Source organism: Pseudoalteromonas sp. NZS71, from assembly GCF_015864715.1.
Classification (GTDB): domain Bacteria; phylum Pseudomonadota; class Gammaproteobacteria; order Enterobacterales; family Alteromonadaceae; genus Pseudoalteromonas; species Pseudoalteromonas arctica.
This window is the reverse complement of the sequence record NZ_JADYWS010000013.1, coordinates 96,999-114,302: the sequence shown is the minus strand read 5'-3', so window position 1 is coordinate 114,302 and position 17,304 is coordinate 96,999. Positions and strand designations below refer to the sequence as shown.

Here is a 17,304-nt window from a genome sequence, read left to right as displayed (position 1 = left end):
ATAACAGGCTATAAAATAACCCTGCAGATATGCTAGAATCGAGTCATTCGATTGCGTATCTGCTGTTTAAAGCGCTGCTAAAAGGTAAAAAATGCAAACATTAAAAGCTGAAGTTGTAGCTATCAGCCCACTTACAGAATTTGTTCACAAAGTAATTTTAAAGCCACAACAACCTGTGACCTTTGAAGCTGGCCAATACATGCAACTCGTATTGGGCGAAAAAGACAAACGTGCTTTTTCTATAGCTAGTCGCCCTTCACAGTGCGATGCAATAGAACTGCATATTGGCGCGTCAGGTGCCGATTCGTATGCAATGCAATCGCTGGAACATTTACGAAACGCCCATACCACTGGGCAGTTAGTAGACATTGAAGCTGGCTTGGGTATTTCACAGTTGCGCCTGCAATGTGAGCGTCCTATTATTTTACTTGCCGGTGGCACTGGTTTTTCATACGCAAAATCAATGGCTGATCACTTAGCTGAAATTAAGTGCGACCGTCCTGTATTATTTTACTGGGGTGTAAAAGAAGAATCTGCTTTATACGCACATACAGAAATGCAAACATGGGCCGATAGCCACAAAAACTTTGAGTTTATCCCTGTGGTAGAAAACCCATCTGCTAATTGGCAAGGTCACACTGGCTATGTACATAAAGCGGTAATGCAAGATATTGTATCACTTGAACCATACGATATTTACATGGCCGGTCGTTTTGACATGATAGGTATTGTCCGTGATGACTTTATTACTCATGGTGCAATTCGTGAAAACATGTACGCCGATGCATTCGCATTTATCAAATAATTGAAATTAACTTTCAGTTATGAATAAAGGCACCTAATCGGTGCTTTTATTTTATATAACAACAAATACTTAATAGTTAAAACCTATCAATCTCATCAACATAAACAATTTCCTAAATCCCTATCTATAAACCATACTTTGTATAGAACATCAGCGGGAGAGACCCAAATGCTAAATACAAAAGTAAAAGATTTTATGCAACGCAAGTTGCCAAATATCACACCAGATACAGAAATGACGACAGCCATAGCAGAACTACAAAAATTTAAACTACTTGGCGCACCAGTATTTGATAAAGATAAATGCCTAGTCGGATTTATATCTGAGCAAGAACTATTAAAACCACTTACGCAAAGCAGTTATTTTTGTGATGGGATGGTTAAAGTATCGCAACTTATGCAAACAAAGGTAGTGACCGTTAGCGGCGATACCAACATTATTGAGCTTGCACAGCAGATGCAGCCTGGTAAACCAAAAAACTACCCTGTTGTAGAGGGTGCTAAAGTAATAGGCATGATCAGCCGAGCAGATGTACTTAAAGCACTTTACGATAATTACATAAGCTGCCAAACACACTAAATTGCAGATAACAAAATGCCGCTTATAAAGCGGCATTTTTAATGTGTATTAAATAGAGTTAACGTGCGCTAACGATTGCTGAAAGCTCTTTTTTATCGCCATCGCTTAAAAATGCTATTTCTAATGCATTTTTTTGGGCTTTTTCCATATCAGCTTGAGATAAGCCCGCTTTAGGTGCTGCAACGGTATATTCGTACTCAATTTCAATGCCTTCAACCGCAGGGTCATCAGTATTAATACACGCTAAAATACCGTGATCTAAAAACTGTTTAAGTGGGTGCTTAGCTAAATCGTTTACTGTACTGGTTTGAATATTACTTGTTAAGCACGACTCAATACCAATACGGTTATCGCGTAAGTAATCCATTAGTTTTGGATCTTCAATAGCTTTAACGCCATGCCCTATTCGGCTTGCACCTAGCTCATTAATTGCTTGCCAAATACTTGGAGCACCGAGTGCCTCTCCAGCATGAATAGTCGAAGCTAAATAAGCATTTCGTACTTGTTTAAAGTGCTCTACAAACAACTCACCAGGAAAGCCAATTTCGTCACCGGCTAAATCAACAGCGACTAAATCATTTTTAAATGCGAGTAATGCATCAAGCTCTTTTTGACATGTTTTTACGCCATAAGTGCGCGATAAAATACCAATCAAGTTAGCTTTTATATTTGCACCCTTTGTTGCTGATTTAATACCATCAACAACCGCCTCTACAACCCCTTCTGGGTGTAAACCTTGGCTTTGTGCCATGTAGTAAGGGCTAAATCGAAGCTCTACATAATCAAGGCCTTGTGCTTGTGCATCTTCAATGTTTTCAATCGCTATGCGTCTACACGCATCGTAGTCGCCAAGTACAGTGACACCCCAATCTAACTTTTGTAAAAAAGCCATAAGGTTTGGCTCAGGGTCAATAACTTGAACATGAGGAATTAATGCCTCAACGTTATCTGCAGGTAACTCTATATTAAACTGACGACCAAGTTCTAATATGGTTTGCGCACGTACATTACCATCTAAATGACGGTGAATATCTAGCAAAGGTAATTTTCTATTGATCATAATAGCAACCCAGTTTAGTTAAATTTGCGCGCATGATACGCAGATATAGTTATTTTTCAAGTCTATATGGTTTGCGTTAAGTTTAAGCGGTCATATGTCTGCTTTTTGTGCAAAAAATAACGTTACTTATTTATTTATTTGATAAATAATGCCAAAGAGTTTTAAAAAGCGTATTTGCATCAATAGGTTTGGTAATATAACTATTCATTCCAGAGGCTAATGCCTTTTTAACGTCATCGTCATGGGCGTTCGCCGATAGCCCTATTATGGGTAAATCAATTAACCCTAAATCACAACGAATTACTTTTGTTGCTTGGAGTCCATCCATTTTTGGCATCTGAATATCCATAAGAACAATGTCGTAGCTATTTTCGGTTAGCTTTTCTATGGCTTCAAAACCATCATTAGCAATATCGGCAATACACTCTTTTGTTTTTAAAATGGCACTGGCAACATGCTGGTTAAGTGGGTTATCTTCTACTAGAAGCAACTTATAGTTTGCGAATGATAAGGTACTTACATCTATTTCGTCGTATTGCTGCTGAATTTGCTCTGCCTTTGGTAAAGGCGATATAAGCGGCAAACTAAATGTAAATGTAGAACCTTTGCCTTCATAACTGACTAAATCAATTGCACCACCCATTAACTCAACCAGCTTTCTGCAAATACTTAACCCTAAGCCTGTACCACCATATTGACGTGAGGTTGAGCTATCGGCTTGCGCAAACGGTTTAAACAATTGTTTTTGTGCTTCACTACTAATACCAATACCCGTATCGTTAATACTAAAGTAAGTCATTTTTTTCGACTGCCAAATTTTCAGAGTGATCTCACCTTCCCCTGTAAATTTAACCGCATTATTGAGCAGATTCAGCAGCACTTGTTTTAAGCGGATTGGATCGGTATTAATGACCAAAGTTGATGTTTTATCAAAATCGAGACTTAACTTTATTGATTTAATGTCAGCTTCAAACTGAAGTAAATTAAGCATTTCATCCGCTAAACTCGCTACATTAATAGGCTCTTGCATTAAGTCTAGCTTGCCTGCTTCCATTTTTGAAAAGTCGAGCACATCGTTTAATACCCGCAGTAAAACACCCAGTGCTCCATCTGCTTGTTCAATGTAACTTCTTGCTTGTTGCCAATCATTCTGCTGCAGCGCTAAATAATGCAGCCCTTTTATACCGTTAATAGGGGTGCGGACTTCGTGACTCATGTTTGCTAAAAACTGTCCTTTAATATGACTCGCTTCATCTGCTTTTTGTTTTTCTTTGCGTAGTGTATGTGTTTGCTTGGCCACTTGTTCGCGAATTTGTATGTTTGTACCTGTAACTGAAATCAAAAATGTAATCAGTAACCACACAAACAACATACCTACTATTTGTGCAAGCCAATACATTAACCAAGACGTTCTAACTATTGGTTCATATAACTCGACCTGCCACATGCGCTTGCCAATCAACAATTGATATTCTTTAAATAGCGCCTGCGAGTTATCGGTATCGGCAATATAAATTGCCTGCTTTTTCCCTGGTATCGTTGTATCAAAAAAACTGGCTGAAATTGAGTTGTTGTGATCAAATAATAGTGTTTGCGATAAGCGTTTCAGGCTGATAATCGCTGCCACAAAGCCTTGAAAATCATCTTCGGTAGAGGACTCTCCAAAAACAGGATATAAAAAAAGTACACCGTGTTCGGCTGTATTTTGGACCAAGTTAATTGGCTCACTTAGTGCAAGTTCATTAAGCTCTTTCGCTTTGCTAAGCGCTGCACCTCTTACTTTACTAGAAGCTAAATCAAACCCTAAAACATCTTCATTACCTTTTAAGGGATATACGTACTTTACTGGAAAGTAATTACTACGAGTACCTGCAGGTTGCCAAGCTCCATCTAGTGACTTTTCTTTTATATATAGAGGTTGGCCGGAGGCTGGATTTTCATGTGTTTCAAAATCTGCGAGTTTATTTGCTGGTATATAAGGTATCCATTCAAATGCTAGAATTTCTTGGCTGTAGCCCAACTGCTTTGAAGTAAATTGTTTAAACTCTTTGAAATCCACGTCACTACTACTAGCAAAAAATGTAGCTAATAAGCCTAAATGAGCAGTAATACCATCAAGCTTTTGGCTTATAGCATTTTGCACAACAAGTATTTTGGCTTCTTGCTTTTGAATATCTTTTTCTTTTTTAACACTAGCAGCGCCATAAAAACTAACGCTAATCAGTATGTAAATTAATAGTGAAGGTAAAATTACCAACATACGTTGGCGTACTTGCGTGTAATTAAAGGCTGCGAGCATGAGTGGAGTAAATATAAGTACACCAATACTGTCGCCAATCCACCATGCTATAAAGTTATCAAAAATAGCATTGGTCGGAATCACATTATTCAATGCTAATAAGCTAGTTCCCACACCTGCAGCAATAACACAACATATTGGCCCCGCTACTATTAAGCTTTGAACACTGTGTTTTAAAGAAGATAAATCTAGCGGAGCCTTTATAACATTTACTATAATTTGACGACCAATCCAAGCCTGTAAAACAGAGGCTAAAGTGACGCAAATAGCTTGTAAAAGCACATTAAAATGAAGAATATCTACGGTGTTATCAAGGTGAATTAAGTTAGTACAGAAAGCACCAAGAATAAGGCCAATAAATGACTTACGTCCCCAAATTAAAAAGCTCGCTAAAGCAATTCCTGAGGGCGGCCAAGAGGCGACCGCATAGCCATCTACAGAAAGAAGTGAATTGCTAAAATACCCAGTAAAGAAGTAAGCACAAGCCAAGCTAAGGGTTAATATTAAAAACTTTCTCAATGCTTGTGCTCCTGAACTACAAAAAATGCTAAGTAGTTATAGTGTAGTCATTTATTGATATAAAACGAGCGCCTTTTCTGCTTGTGCACTATTTTTATAACTCAAAACAGCTTGTTCAGAGAACTGTTTTTTATTGTCACTATTCAGTGCTTTATCAAAAATTCTAGCTGCTAAGTCATAATCACCTTTAGCATTAGCAAGGCAAGCCAGCGCAAGTAATAGTGAATTATTTGAATCATCCTTTTTAAGGCGTTCTTGTATGTTTATTTGCAACTTAGGCGCATCGGCTGCTGTTGATTTACTTAATATATTGGCAAGCTCTAAGTGTTGCTCATTGTGCTTAACCATTTTAATTAAGTCACTTTCAATAACAGCCAATTGACCTGCTTGCGCCATTTGCATTAAATATGCGGTGTGGGCATGAGCTTGCAGCTTTTTAGGTAGCTGTTTATATTTTTCGCTCAGTTTGTCTGCATCTAACGCATTAAAGTAGGCACTAAATAACTGCGTCCACTGTGCATCAGTAAGTGCTTTTTTGCGCAGTAAACGCGGCAAAAAGTCTTCCAGCGCACTAAAGTGTTGTTGCTGTACTAATACTTCTGCATAAAGTTTTAACTCAAGTGCGGTGACTTTTTTAGCTTCTGCACTAATACGCATTTGTGACTCAATCGCGCTACTGTCGCCACTTGCCAACCATAGCTTTGCTACTTTTAATTGATGCTCTGGGCTTATTTCAAATAAACGCTCAAGTGCTTTATCTGTTTGATTATTAGCAAGCGCTGCTTTTGCAAGTAATGCTAAGCGAATATCTTCAAACTTATCTGGTACGCTATTACCCGATAAAGCCTGTTCTACGTGCTCGTAATCATCATTAATAGCACTCCACAGAGCCTGCTCAATAGCTACTTGTTTGCGCTCTTGGCTACGTGCAAAAAAGCCATGTTTAGTATTATGATAAATCGATAATAAGTAGCGGATTAGCTTATATGTTAAATATAAAACAACAGCGGTAATGACTGCCATTATACAAAACGATACTATCGTGCCTTCTATCGTCGTATTGTTAAATGAAATAAGTACATAACCTTTCTCATCTAGCACAAATGGAGTAACCGCTAGTACAACAACAATAGCTACAATTAAAATAATTAGCCCTATCATTGCGCCCACTCCTTAACCTTTTGTGTACTATTTAAGGTTATTTTTGGATTAAAATTAAGCTGCTCTTTTTCGAGTTTAGACAACGCTTTAAGTACCGTTTTGGTTGCATCATCGTCTTGCTTAAAGTACTCACCAACTAAACGTTTTGCTTCACTTAAGGCGCTAAAGAAAATACTCGCCTGCTTACTCATAAGTGCATCTTGTGCCTGAGTTATATTAAGCTTGATTCGTTGATTAATTAAATGGCGCTCTTGATCTGTAAGTAATGGCTCAATGGAAACACCTTCGTGCTGGCGAATAGTAATAAAGCTATCCACAATTTTATTCCAGCTATTACTCAGGTTTTGCTGCCAATCACTCACGTCATCACTTAAAGCATTTTCATCTATTGCAGCCGCTTCTTCTGGCAAGTTAACCGCATTAAAAACTAAATTATCAACGCTATTAAGTGCACTGTTTAGCTGTAAATAAATAGCCTCTGTTGCAACAGGTTTAAGGCTATCAAGTGTTTGTATGTCTTGCATAATAGCTTGGCGAACTTCAACTGTTCCTGGGTGTTCGCTAAGTAATGCATCTAAGCGCTTTAAAACAGCACTAGTGCCTTGGTAATCTTTTTCAGCCCATAGTTTAAATTCAGCCATACGCTGTAAGCTGGTTACTTCTTGTGGGTTTAAAGACGAGCCTTGTTGCTGCGCTTTTTGCAGGGCTGCTTTTAGCTCTTGCTGATTTTGAGCTGCACTTTCACTTAGGGTTGCGGCTACTTTTTTCTCACTATTAAACAGCGCTTGCTGCAAATTAGATTGCGCCGATTTAAGTGCTTGCAGCTCTTGAACGAGTAACTTATTTTGCTCGCTTAACTCATTAACGGCTAGGTTTCGCGCCTTACCAGCATTTAATTTTTGATAAAACTCGTATCCAACACCAGAGGCCACAATTAACGAAATAAGAAGCGCAAGTGCTGCAACCTTACTTACCTTTTGTTTGTTTTTTTCTGTCGTATTTTTTGTAGCTGCTGGCTCTTGCTTAGCTGATTTAGCTGAGGCCGTGTTAGCTATTGTTGGTGTGGCTTTTTCTGCCGTAACTGGCTTTGACTGTTCGCTCATGTTGCTACCTTGCTGATTTATGCAGGTAAACATAGCATTATCGCTAGCCCCTGCTGCAATGTGTATATTAGCCGAACTTACCTGTTGCAACTTTAAATAAGCGGCTATCCGCTCGCTTGCAACATAAAATCGGCACTGTTGTAACCATTGTAGTTGGTGTGCAGTAAGGCTTTTAAATATAGCATCAACTGCTGCATTACTTGTTATGACTATACCGTGTACATTCTGGCTTTTCCAGTGGTCTGTCCAGTTGGGGGTGATACTCTCTGTGGGTTCACGTTTGTACACAACACAATTATTTAAAAAAGCACCGCGCTCTTTCAGCGTTTTAGCTAACTCAGGGCGGCCACCTTGACCCTTAACTAACACTATATTACTGCCATCAACCTCGGCGAGTGATTTGAGCGCAAGTAACCCTTCTGAATCATACTGCTTTGGTACTGCTGCGCGCACACCAAATTGCTCATATATAATGTCGGCTGTTTGTTGTCCAACCGCATAAAACTGCGCCTTGGTATTTATATCGGGTTTTAATTGCGAAAGTGCACTGACTGCATCTTGCGATATAAATATTATTTTATCTGCATTTAACAGCGGACTAAGTTCAGTGCTGGAGGGTGTTAAATGCGTTATTTTTAATACCGGAAATAAAGACGCCTGATAACCCGCTTGCTCAAGTTGCTGTGCAAGGGCTGCGCCTTTTCCTTCGGGCCGAGTTATCAGAATATGTGTCATTTATGCGTCTCTATAAACTTCAGCTAATATTTTGTCTGCGCCTTGAGCTAGTAATTTTTTAGCAAGCTCAATACCTAGTTCTTCTGCGTCATTTACATGACCTGTTACTTCGTCACGTAAAATTTCGCTGCCATCAACAGCACCAACTAAACCACGCAAATGTACTTGCTCGCCATCAACTAATGCATAAGCACCAATAGGAACTTGGCAACCACCTTCTAAATAGCGGTTCATCGAACGCTCTGCATTTACGCGAATACGTGTTTGGGTATGCTCAAGTGGTGCAAGTAATGCTTTTGTTACTTCATCATCAATACGACATTCAATACCTACAGCACCTTGACCATTTGCCGGTAATGACACTTCTGGCTCAATGTAGTCAGCAATACGCTTACTCATTTTTAAACGAATAAGCCCCGCTGCCGCTAAAATAATAGCATCATATTGGCCATCATCTAATTTACCTAAACGCGTATTTACATTACCGCGCAAATCACGAATATCTAAATCAGGGCGAAGTGCTTTAATTTGGCACTGGCGGCGTAAGCTCGAAGTACCCACAATGGCGCCCTGTGGTAGCTCGTTTAAATTTGCAAAATTGTTTGATACAAACGCATCACGCGGATCTTCACGCTCACAAATAGTATACAGCTCTAATCCTTCTGGGAACTCTACTGGCACGTCCTTCATAGAATGCACGGCAATATCAGCTCGGCCATCTAACATGGCTTGCTCTAGCTCTTTAACAAATAAGCCTTTACCGCCAATTTTAGCCAATGGCGTATCTAAAATTATATCCCCTTGCGTCGACATTGGGACTAATTCTACGCGCACATCTGCATGAAAACGCTCAAGCTCTGCTTTTACAAATTCGGCCTGCCAAAGTGCTAAGGCGCTTTTGCGCGTTGCGATGCGTACTAATTTTGTTTTTTCTGTCATAGGGGTATCCAATTAATTACTGCGTTTAGCTAGTTTTAGTCAGCTAAAATTCTAAATTCTTTTTGGGCAATTAAATTGCCTTGCTCATCAACTACATCAACACGCCAATGGCCTGTCTGTGTGTCCATGATATTTTTTGTTGAGTACGTTCTATAGCGAGGCGAAGTAACATTAAGTGTAATTTCAGCCATAGTTTCACCTTCAAACGACCAAACATGCTTAACTTGCTGGCCTTGAAGGTTTTTAATCTCACTAAAAAACGAAAGCCCTTCATCAAACTGACTTAATCTAATATCAGCAGCAAACACATTAGTAGGTTCACGCTTACTTACTTTGCGAGTAAGTACTGCACGGCTAATTTTACCTGTATCTATTTGCGCCCCCAATGCCACACTTGCCACTTGTGCTGTAGGTGAAAAACCTTCAGTGCCACTCAATGCACCATCATCACTTTCTAAATCTAAAAGTAAGTCGCTTTGACTGGCTGGCTCAGCTACGTTTTGAGCTTCTGCGGTTTCTTCTTGCACATCATTATCAAGGTTTGAGTTTAACTCTGTATTAATACTCTCACTTTGATCAATCACAATATCGTTGTTAGCTAATAAAACTGTATCAGTATTTACAAGATCCGCTTTATCAGGTGCATTAATTGATATGCTTTGCTCAACCTCATTCTGCGCAAATAATAACGGTTCAATGCTCGGTTGCGTTATCTCTGCGGGCTCGTTAGGAGTGTTGTTTACTGATGATTGAGGCTCAACATCCGTTACTTCAACGCTTGTCTGGTTTTGAGCGTTACTACTAAAGCTTAAAAATTGCTCCTGCTCATTTGGATGCTCACCTTGCTCTGCACTGGCTGACGTTGTTAAGCCATACACAACTGCTGCAGAGGTCATTAATACCAACATAGCAATACTCACAATACGACGCCAATTCCACTCGTAGCTTACCGTTGGTACACTCTCTTGTAGTTCGCGTTTAACATTTGCTTTAATAACTATTTTTTGACTCATATTGACCTCAGCGGTTCCAAAATTAGCTTAAACGAGCAATTAACCATTGGCGAATAGCTTGCAATTCTTCTGCGCAAACTTGGTGGGCCATTGGGTATTCTTGCCAGCTTACATCCATGTTATGTGCTGTTAATACTTCAAACGCACTTCTTCCCGCACTATGCGGTACAACGTTATCTTGGCTACCATGAGCCATAAATACGTTTAAATCAGTATGCTTTGCTTCATCAGTAAATTTTTGCGGCACACACATATAAGTAGAAAGCGCCATAACACCCCCAAGCTTTTGCTCAAAGCGCGGTGCTAAATGCAGAGACACAACACCACCTTGAGAAAAACCAGCTAAAATAATTTTATTAGCAGGTATGCCATTAGCAATTTCTTTATTAATTAACTCTTCTACCTTTGCAGCCGAATCCCTTACGCCTTGTTCATCGGCACGCTTATCTAATTCTATAGATTTAATATCGTACCAAGAGCGCATTTCCATACCACCATTTATGGTGACCGGTTGTACTGGCGCATGCGGAAAAACAAACCGTATACCAAGCTCACTTGGTAAATTAAGCTGCGGAGCTACGGGTGCAAAACCATCCCCAGAGTCACCTAAACCATGTAACCAAATAACCGTTGCTTTGTGCTCACTTTGGGCTGCATATTCTACAAATTCTAAACTCATAGTGATGATTGCCACTTAACTTCTTGGCCTGCTTGGCGAGTTGAGGCTTCATTTATAAACGCCCAAAATTCAGCGCCAGAGCGGTTATCAATCCATAACCCATCACGCATTTCAAAATGATGTCCGTTAAACTTAGTCGCAACCCATACTTGATGAAGAGGTGCTTGCTTATTAATCACTATTTTACTTTTATCAGGAAAAATAATTTCTAAAATACCTTGTGCCGATTCGTAATCTAAATCAGCTTCGCAATCATCAACCTGCTCTTCAATAGTGAACATAAGAGCTTCGGCTAATTGGTGATATTCGTGTTCAGTCATTGTTATTTCCTTTGCAGGCGAGCCGCCTAATATTGGGTACGTTTTAGCTTTGAATTAGCTTTAAAAATGTGCAGCTAGGGCCTGTTAACCTTTCAGGATTGAAATTTGTTCTATCTAGGGACGATTTAATCGCGGCGCGAGGTTTGTAACCTAGTGGACTAAGTTAAAACCGAGCAACAAAGAGTAAATCGTTCCTAGGACGAACCCAACGGGCAGCGCAAATTCAACCTCGAGAGATAAACAAGTCCTAGTGTAACAGGAATAAAATCATCCGCGAATAGCTGCATTTTTTAGATATTCTGTTACTCTGCGATTATAAAGCCAGCAACCGTATTAATCTAATGAAAGCGACACATACCTTACAATTAAAAAAACTATTAATAAGCACTGTACTGTTAAGCGCCTTAGCTGGCTGCGGACAAAGCGGTCCGTTATATTTACCAGAGCAACAAACAGAGCAAAACCAACCTCAAAATACAGCTAAACCAGCCACTACCGCTGAGCAAGCCAAAACATCGCAAAGTCAGGAGCAATAAATGGATTATTTTAACTACAAAAACAACCAATTATTTGCCGAAGACGTAAGTGTGGCAAGCATAGCGCAGCAATACGGTACGCCTTGTTATGTGTACTCGCGCGCCACATTTGAACGCCATTACTTAGCGTTTGCTAACGCCACTAAAAATCATAAAAGCTTGGTATGTTACGCCGTTAAAGCAAACTCAAATATAGCCGTGCTTAATATATTAGCGCGCCTAGGATCGGGTTTCGATATTGTATCCAAAGGCGAACTTGCACGTGTAATTAAAGCGGGAGGCGATGCTTCTAAAGTGGTTTTTTCGGGCGTGGCTAAAACAGCAGACGAAATAGCGTACGCATTAAAATTGGGGATTAAATGCTTTAACGTTGAATCAGCCTCTGAGCTTGAGCGTATTTCTGAAGTGGCTTGCGAGCTTAACTTAGAAGCACCTATTTCTATTCGCGTAAACCCCGACATAGATGCAAAAACACATCCGTATATTTCTACCGGCTTAAAAGAGAATAAATTTGGTATTGATATACAAACTGCTGTAAGTGTTTATCAACAAGCAGCGGCTTTACCTGGTTTAAAAATTATTGGTGTTGATTGCCATATTGGCTCTCAATTAACTGAAGTCAGACCTTTTTTAGAAGCCCTTGATAAATTAATGGCGCTTATTGATGAGCTAAAAACCAACGGTATTGAGCTAACTCACTTAGATATTGGTGGCGGTTTAGGCGTGCCATATAACAACGAGCAACCACCGCACCCAAGTGAATATGCAGCGCAAGTTACCGAACGCTTAGCTAACTACAAACACCTTGAACTTATTTTTGAACCAGGGCGCGCTATTGCAGCTAATGCAGGTATTTTAGTTACTCAAGTTGAATTTATTAAACAAAACCAAGACAAATTTTTTGCCATTGTAGATGCCGGTATGAACGACATGCTTCGCCCTGCGCTTTATCAAGCGTGGCAAAAAATCATTCCGGTATCAGTTCGCGACGACGAAACACCTACTCACAACTTTGATATTGTGGGTCCGGTGTGCGAAACCGGCGACTTTTTAGGAAAAGATCGTGAACTAGCGCTTAAACAAGGCGACTTACTCGCACAACGAAGTGCTGGTGCATATGGCTTTACCATGAGTTCAAACTACAACTCGCGCCCGCGTGTTGCAGAAATAATGGTAGATGGTCAGCAGCATCATCTTATTCGTGAACGCGAAACTATTGAAAGCCTTTATCAAGGTGAGAAAGTTTTACCATAAACGTTTTTGTCTACTAGCTGCTCTGTGGCATGATTAGCACAGAGCAAAACCGAATTAGAGCGCTATGTTAGTTAATTTTTCCAAAATGCACGGCTTAGGCAACGACTTTGTTGTGATTGATAACATTACACAAAATGTTTTTTTGTCGCGAGATCAAATCAAAAAACTGGCAGATCGCCATTTTGGCATTGGCTTTGACCAATTGCTAATGGTTGAAGCGCCATATTCTCCTGATCTCGACTTTCATTATCGAATATTTAATGCCGATGGTACCGAAGTAGAACAATGCGGTAACGGCGCACGCTGTTTTGCCCGCTTTGTACGTATGAAGGGCCTTACTAACAAGCATAAAATTACTGTGTCGACCAAGTCGGGCAACTTAACGCTCTACATAGAAAAAGACGGTCAAGTAACGGTTAACATGGGTCATCCAAATTTTGAGCCAAGTAAAATCCCTTTAAAAGCGAGCAAGCGTGAGCTTACTTATATTATTAGAACCGAAGAACACACTGTATTTAGTGGCGCGGTATCTATGGGTAACCCGCATTGCGTGCTAGAAGTTGACGACGTAACCACCGCGCAAGTTGATATATTGGGTCCATTACTTGAAAACCACGAACGTTTTCCACAAAAAGCGAACATTGGCTTTATGCAAGTTGTATCGCAAGAACACATTAAATTAAGAGTGTGGGAGCGCGGCGTTAACGAAACCCTAGCCTGTGGCACAGGTGCGTGTGCAGCAATGGTGATTGGTCATCTACAAAATAAGTTATCAACAACCGTTCAAGTAGATTTACCAGGCGGTAGCTTACAAGTACGTTGGAGTGGCGAAGGTCACCCAGTACGCATGACTGGCCCCGCAGAGCATGTGTTCGACGGGCAAGTAGCGCTATGAGCGAGCTAAGTAGTAAAGAACAGGTTATTGATTACTTACATCAACATCCTGATTTTTTGGTTCAGCACCCGGAGCTACTCACACAACTTGAGCTGCAACAGCAAGCTCAAGGTGCAACGTCGCTGGTACATATTCAGCAACGCCAATTACGCGAGCACAACACGCTTTTAAAAAACCAAATAGACGCTATGAGCAAGCATGCAACGCAAAACGAGCTTGTATATCGTTTGTTTAGCCAGTGTCATCGCCAACTTTGGAATCATGACGATTTTGACACTCTTGCAAATAATCTACGCAATATAATTTGCTCAAGTGAAGATGTTAACGACTGCAAATTAGTAAAATATAATCACAAATACGACGAACTTATTGCGCATCGCCTTACCCATTCTGGGCATTATTTAGGGCGTATTAATCAGCAAGAGCGCGAATTATTATTTAGTGAAGATACACAATCTGTCGCTATTTATTTAATTGGCGACACTAAACACCCTATCGCTATTTTGGCGTTTGGTAGCAGTAACGTAAACCATTTTGAGCCCGCGCAAGATAACCTGTTTGTGCTCGACTTTATAAACGCATTACACCTGCGGTTGCAAAAACTAGCATGAGTGACGATGCGCCTAATACTACCCAGTTAAGCGATAATTGGCGTACACCCATAACGCTATTTAGCGATTATTTAAAGTTTGAAAAACAATATTCAGCGCACACAGTTAATCAATACGTAAGCCAACTTGGCTTTGCAGCCCTTTATTTTAGCAAACTATGTGATGACTGGTTTGGCGTACAAGGCGAGCATATTCGCCGCTACAGCATGGCACTGCGATCAAAACAATTAAGTGGCCGTACAATTAGCTTAAAGCTCAGTTGTATTCGCAGCTTATATAAGTTTTTAAAAGCAAAAAATATTGCCGAGCAATCGCATTACCATAATCCGGCGGTGGGTATAAAAGGTCCTAAGTTTGCAAAGCCCCTACCTAAAAATCTCGACGTAGATCAAATGGCGCGCTTACTCGAAATACCCGACGACGAGCCTCTCGCAATTAGAGATAAGGCAATGATGGAGCTTATGTATTCATCAGGGCTGCGTATAAGCGAATTAGTTGGCGCTAACATGCAAGATATTAGCGCTGCTAATGGCGAAATTTTAGTGCGTGGTAAAGGCAATAAAGAGCGATTAATTCCGGTGGGTAAAAAAGCGTTAGACGCATTAAAAAAATGGCTCACAACACGCCCTCAATTTACAAAGCCCGATGAAATAGCAGTATTTTTAAGTAGCCAAAAAAATCGTATTTCGATTCGCCAAGTGCGCCTACGCATGCAAGAGTGGGGAATAAAACAAGGCATTAGCTCGCAGGTTCACCCGCATAAGCTGCGCCACTCGTTTGCGTCACATATTTTAGAATCATCTGGTGATTTACGCGCCGTGCAAGAATTACTAGGGCACAGCAGTTTGTCGGCTACACAAGTGTATACGCATTTAGATTTTCAACATTTAGCCAAGGTGTACGACAACACTCACCCTCGCGCAAAAAAACGAACTGATTAGGAAAATAAATATGATCCGATTTAATCGTGCTATTAAGCCATTTTCTGTCATGAGCTTTGATTTAGACGACACGCTATACAGCAATCACCCTATTATAAAAGCAGCCGTTAAAGCCCAACAAAATTATTTAAACGCGCTACCGGGCTATCAAGAGCAAGGTCCAAAGTACTGGCAACTATGTCGCGAACTTGCCGTAATACAAAACCCAGATCTCGCAGATGATGTAACTAAATGGCGCAAACACACCCTACGTTTAGCGCTTTCTAAACTTGGGTTTACCGCAGATGATGTAGAGCGCCATGCAAATGCCGCCTATAACGCCTTTGCCGATGCGCGCAGCAACATAGTCGTAAGCGATGACGTACTAAACTTACTAGATAACCTAGCCAAACACTTTACGCTTGTTGCGATTACTAACGGTAACGTTGAAATTGAACGCTTTAACTTACACGATAAATTTGAACTCGTACTGCAAGCAGGTATGCACGGTAAAGCAAAACCTCACAGCACCTTATTTGATAAAGCAGCCACACATTTAAACGTTGCTAAAAGTGAAATTTTACACATTGGCGATAGCCTAGATACCGACGTACAAGGCGCAAATAATGCCGGTTGCCAATCGGTATGGTTAAACGATCAAGGCGCCAATTATGCTTATAAAGGGCTGGCTGATATTGAAATAGTCAACATCCATGCTTTAACGCACTTTATTAAATAACCTACTCGTTTAAAAATAAGAGGTCACAATGAGCCACTATACCAAGCTAATCACCTTGCTATTAATTGGCTCGCTTAGCCTTAACGCTTATTTATTATGGCCGCAGCCTGCGTTAACTACACCACAAAAAACGCAAAGTGCCCAGCAAAGCATATCGCCTAAACAGCAAGATACGTTACTAAATACGGCAAAGCAGCAATTTAAACAACACCAATTTGAAGCCGCACTTAGTAGCTATCAACAACTCAAAAACAGCAACCCAGAAAGTGCAAAAAAACTTTATTCATCGTGGCTAGTGCAGCTTAAAATATGGCTAAATAGCAATTTATTACTTAGCGAATCATCTCTCAATGCGCTATTAAATAACAGCCCTTATAACGTAGAATTACTTAACTTACAGATTGAGTATTTAATAAATAGCGAGCAAACACAAAATGCCATTATTGCTTTATTTGAGCTGAATTCATTACTGCCTGCTGATCAGCAAAGTAACGTAAATACACGTTTAAATACGCTCATTCAAAACAAGCTACGCACATTAACAGATCAACAAAATTGGCAAGCTATTATTGAGCAAACGCAAATTTGGCTTGATTATAAAAGCGATAACGCACCGTTTTTATATCCGCTTGCGAACGCCTACTATCAGCAAGGCGATTTAATTAGCGCACAAGCAACCCTTGATCGAATGCCAAGCCAGCACAATCTAAAAAGCCAAGTGCAAACACTGCAAGCTATGATCAATAAAGCGCAATCGCAAGACGACTTCGTTGCCTTAACGCCTTACGGCGTGCATTACTTAATAAACACCGAAATAAATAATAATCTATCCACCGAATTAATGATTGATACAGGCGCAAGCGTGACCTCGCTACCGACAAATGTTATTGAGCAAATTTCGCCACAACCTTTATATTTAGGTGATGTAACGGTAAATACGGCTAACGGTCAAATTGTTGTAAAACGTTATCAAATTGAGTCGTTTAAAGTAGGTTCGCAAATTATTTATGGTTTTGAAGTGTTGAGCATTGAAAACACACGCGGACAAGGTTTACTAGGAATGAACTTTTTATCGCGATTTAAATTTAATATAAATCAGCAGACAGATGAGCTAGAGTTAAGCGCTAAATAATTATA

17 protein-coding genes are annotated in these 17,304 nt (G+C 40.1%); 9 read left to right on the top strand and 8 right to left on the bottom strand.

What is annotated here, in order from left to right; all coding sequences use genetic code 11:
- Positions 1-91 precede the first annotated feature (91 nt).
- Positions 92-805 carry an NAD(P)H-flavin reductase gene (gene fre / locus I6E85_RS10540; protein WP_024589658.1) on the top strand — a complete coding sequence of 238 codons (714 nt, stop codon included), beginning with the start codon at positions 92-94 and terminating at the stop codon, positions 803-805.
- Between the two features lie 168 nt (positions 806-973).
- Positions 974-1,384, top strand: a complete 411-nt coding sequence (locus I6E85_RS10535; protein WP_024589657.1) for a CBS domain-containing protein — start codon at positions 974-976, stop codon at positions 1,382-1,384.
- A gap of 58 nt (positions 1,385-1,442) precedes the next feature.
- Here the strand turns inward: I6E85_RS10535 and add are convergent, their stop codons facing one another.
- From add to cyaY, 8 genes are all read right to left on the bottom strand, one after another.
- Complete coding sequence (add, locus tag I6E85_RS10530; RefSeq protein ID WP_007580566.1) at positions 1,443-2,444, bottom strand: adenosine deaminase; 1,002 nt, start codon at positions 2,442-2,444, stop codon at positions 1,443-1,445.
- A gap of 130 nt (positions 2,445-2,574) precedes the next feature.
- Positions 2,575-5,262, bottom strand: coding sequence for a CHASE domain-containing protein (locus tag I6E85_RS10525; RefSeq protein ID WP_024589656.1), 2,688 nt, complete (start codon positions 5,260-5,262; stop codon positions 2,575-2,577).
- A gap of 51 nt (positions 5,263-5,313) precedes the next feature.
- Entirely contained in the window at positions 5,314-6,423 is a 1,110-nt protein-coding gene (locus I6E85_RS10520; protein ID WP_024589655.1) for a heme biosynthesis HemY N-terminal domain-containing protein, read from the bottom strand.
- Positions 6,420-8,261: a uroporphyrinogen-III synthase gene (locus I6E85_RS10515; protein WP_024589654.1), complete on the bottom strand. Its 1,842-nt coding sequence runs from the start codon at positions 8,259-8,261 to the stop codon at positions 6,420-6,422. Before I6E85_RS10515 ends, I6E85_RS10520 begins: the two co-directional genes overlap by 4 nt.
- A complete protein-coding gene (gene hemC, locus I6E85_RS10510; protein WP_010554568.1) occupies positions 8,262-9,200 on the bottom strand; it encodes a hydroxymethylbilane synthase in 939 nt (312 codons plus the stop codon).
- 35 nt (positions 9,201-9,235) lie between these two features.
- On the bottom strand, positions 9,236-10,213 hold the full coding sequence (locus I6E85_RS10505) for a DUF2914 domain-containing protein (RefSeq protein ID WP_024589653.1): 978 nt from the start codon (positions 10,211-10,213) through the stop codon (positions 9,236-9,238).
- 22 nt (positions 10,214-10,235) lie between these two features.
- Positions 10,236-10,892: an alpha/beta hydrolase gene (locus tag I6E85_RS10500; protein WP_024589652.1), complete on the bottom strand. Its 657-nt coding sequence runs from the start codon at positions 10,890-10,892 to the stop codon at positions 10,236-10,238.
- Positions 10,889-11,212 carry an iron donor protein CyaY gene (cyaY, locus tag I6E85_RS10495; RefSeq protein WP_002960979.1) on the bottom strand — a complete coding sequence of 108 codons (324 nt, stop codon included), beginning with the start codon at positions 11,210-11,212 and terminating at the stop codon, positions 10,889-10,891. The genes I6E85_RS10500 and cyaY overlap by 4 nt, the downstream gene beginning before the upstream one ends.
- A gap of 341 nt (positions 11,213-11,553) precedes the next feature.
- Between cyaY and I6E85_RS10490 the strand changes: the two genes are divergently transcribed.
- From I6E85_RS10490 to I6E85_RS10460, 7 genes are all read left to right on the top strand, one after another.
- Positions 11,554-11,748, top strand: a complete 195-nt coding sequence (locus tag I6E85_RS10490) for a lipoprotein (protein ID WP_024589651.1) — start codon at positions 11,554-11,556, stop codon at positions 11,746-11,748.
- Positions 11,749-13,002 carry a diaminopimelate decarboxylase gene (lysA, locus tag I6E85_RS10485; RefSeq protein ID WP_024589650.1) on the top strand — a complete coding sequence of 418 codons (1,254 nt, stop codon included), beginning with the start codon at positions 11,749-11,751 and terminating at the stop codon, positions 13,000-13,002.
- A gap of 64 nt (positions 13,003-13,066) precedes the next feature.
- Entirely contained in the window at positions 13,067-13,897 is an 831-nt protein-coding gene (gene dapF / locus I6E85_RS10480) for a diaminopimelate epimerase (RefSeq protein WP_033017114.1), read from the top strand.
- Complete coding sequence (locus I6E85_RS10475; RefSeq protein WP_197236941.1) at positions 13,894-14,508, top strand: DUF484 family protein; 615 nt, start codon at positions 13,894-13,896, stop codon at positions 14,506-14,508. The genes dapF and I6E85_RS10475 overlap by 4 nt, the downstream gene beginning before the upstream one ends.
- A complete protein-coding gene (locus I6E85_RS10470) occupies positions 14,505-15,449 on the top strand; it encodes a tyrosine recombinase XerC (protein WP_197236940.1) in 945 nt (314 codons plus the stop codon). Before I6E85_RS10475 ends, I6E85_RS10470 begins: the two co-directional genes overlap by 4 nt.
- 10 nt (positions 15,450-15,459) lie before the next feature.
- Positions 15,460-16,167 carry an HAD-IA family hydrolase gene (locus I6E85_RS10465; RefSeq protein WP_121954373.1) on the top strand — a complete coding sequence of 236 codons (708 nt, stop codon included), beginning with the start codon at positions 15,460-15,462 and terminating at the stop codon, positions 16,165-16,167.
- Between the two features lie 28 nt (positions 16,168-16,195).
- A complete protein-coding gene (locus I6E85_RS10460) occupies positions 16,196-17,299 on the top strand; it encodes a retroviral-like aspartic protease family protein (protein WP_024607736.1) in 1,104 nt (367 codons plus the stop codon).
- The last annotated feature ends 5 nt before the right edge of the window (positions 17,300-17,304 follow it).

What these genes read in the sequence shown, in the direction of transcription:
- hemC (WP_010554568.1), bottom strand. Translation starts at nt 9,200, where the DNA reads ATGACAGAAAAAACAAAATTAGTACGCATCGCAACGCGCAAAAGCGCC.
- I6E85_RS10490 (WP_024589651.1), top strand. Translation starts at nt 11,554, where the DNA reads ATGAAAGCGACACATACCTTACAATTAAAAAAACTATTAATAAGCACT.
- cyaY (WP_002960979.1), bottom strand. Translation starts at nt 11,212, where the DNA reads ATGACTGAACACGAATATCACCAATTAGCCGAAGCTCTTATGTTCACT.
- lysA (WP_024589650.1), top strand. Translation starts at nt 11,749, where the DNA reads ATGGATTATTTTAACTACAAAAACAACCAATTATTTGCCGAAGACGTA.
- I6E85_RS10515 (WP_024589654.1), bottom strand. Translation starts at nt 8,261, where the DNA reads ATGACACATATTCTGATAACTCGGCCCGAAGGAAAAGGCGCAGCCCTT.
- I6E85_RS10475 (WP_197236941.1), top strand. Translation starts at nt 13,894, where the DNA reads ATGAGCGAGCTAAGTAGTAAAGAACAGGTTATTGATTACTTACATCAA.
- I6E85_RS10470 (WP_197236940.1), top strand. Translation starts at nt 14,505, where the DNA reads ATGAGTGACGATGCGCCTAATACTACCCAGTTAAGCGATAATTGGCGT.
- I6E85_RS10535 (WP_024589657.1), top strand. Translation starts at nt 974, where the DNA reads ATGCTAAATACAAAAGTAAAAGATTTTATGCAACGCAAGTTGCCAAAT.
- dapF (WP_033017114.1), top strand. Translation starts at nt 13,067, where the DNA reads ATGTTAGTTAATTTTTCCAAAATGCACGGCTTAGGCAACGACTTTGTT.
- I6E85_RS10520 (WP_024589655.1), bottom strand. Translation starts at nt 6,423, where the DNA reads ATGATAGGGCTAATTATTTTAATTGTAGCTATTGTTGTTGTACTAGCG.
- fre (WP_024589658.1), top strand. Translation starts at nt 92, where the DNA reads ATGCAAACATTAAAAGCTGAAGTTGTAGCTATCAGCCCACTTACAGAA.
- I6E85_RS10465 (WP_121954373.1), top strand. Translation starts at nt 15,460, where the DNA reads ATGATCCGATTTAATCGTGCTATTAAGCCATTTTCTGTCATGAGCTTT.
- I6E85_RS10460 (WP_024607736.1), top strand. Translation starts at nt 16,196, where the DNA reads ATGAGCCACTATACCAAGCTAATCACCTTGCTATTAATTGGCTCGCTT.
- I6E85_RS10505 (WP_024589653.1), bottom strand. Translation starts at nt 10,213, where the DNA reads ATGAGTCAAAAAATAGTTATTAAAGCAAATGTTAAACGCGAACTACAA.
- I6E85_RS10500 (WP_024589652.1), bottom strand. Translation starts at nt 10,892, where the DNA reads ATGAGTTTAGAATTTGTAGAATATGCAGCCCAAAGTGAGCACAAAGCA.
- add (WP_007580566.1), bottom strand. Translation starts at nt 2,444, where the DNA reads ATGATCAATAGAAAATTACCTTTGCTAGATATTCACCGTCATTTAGAT.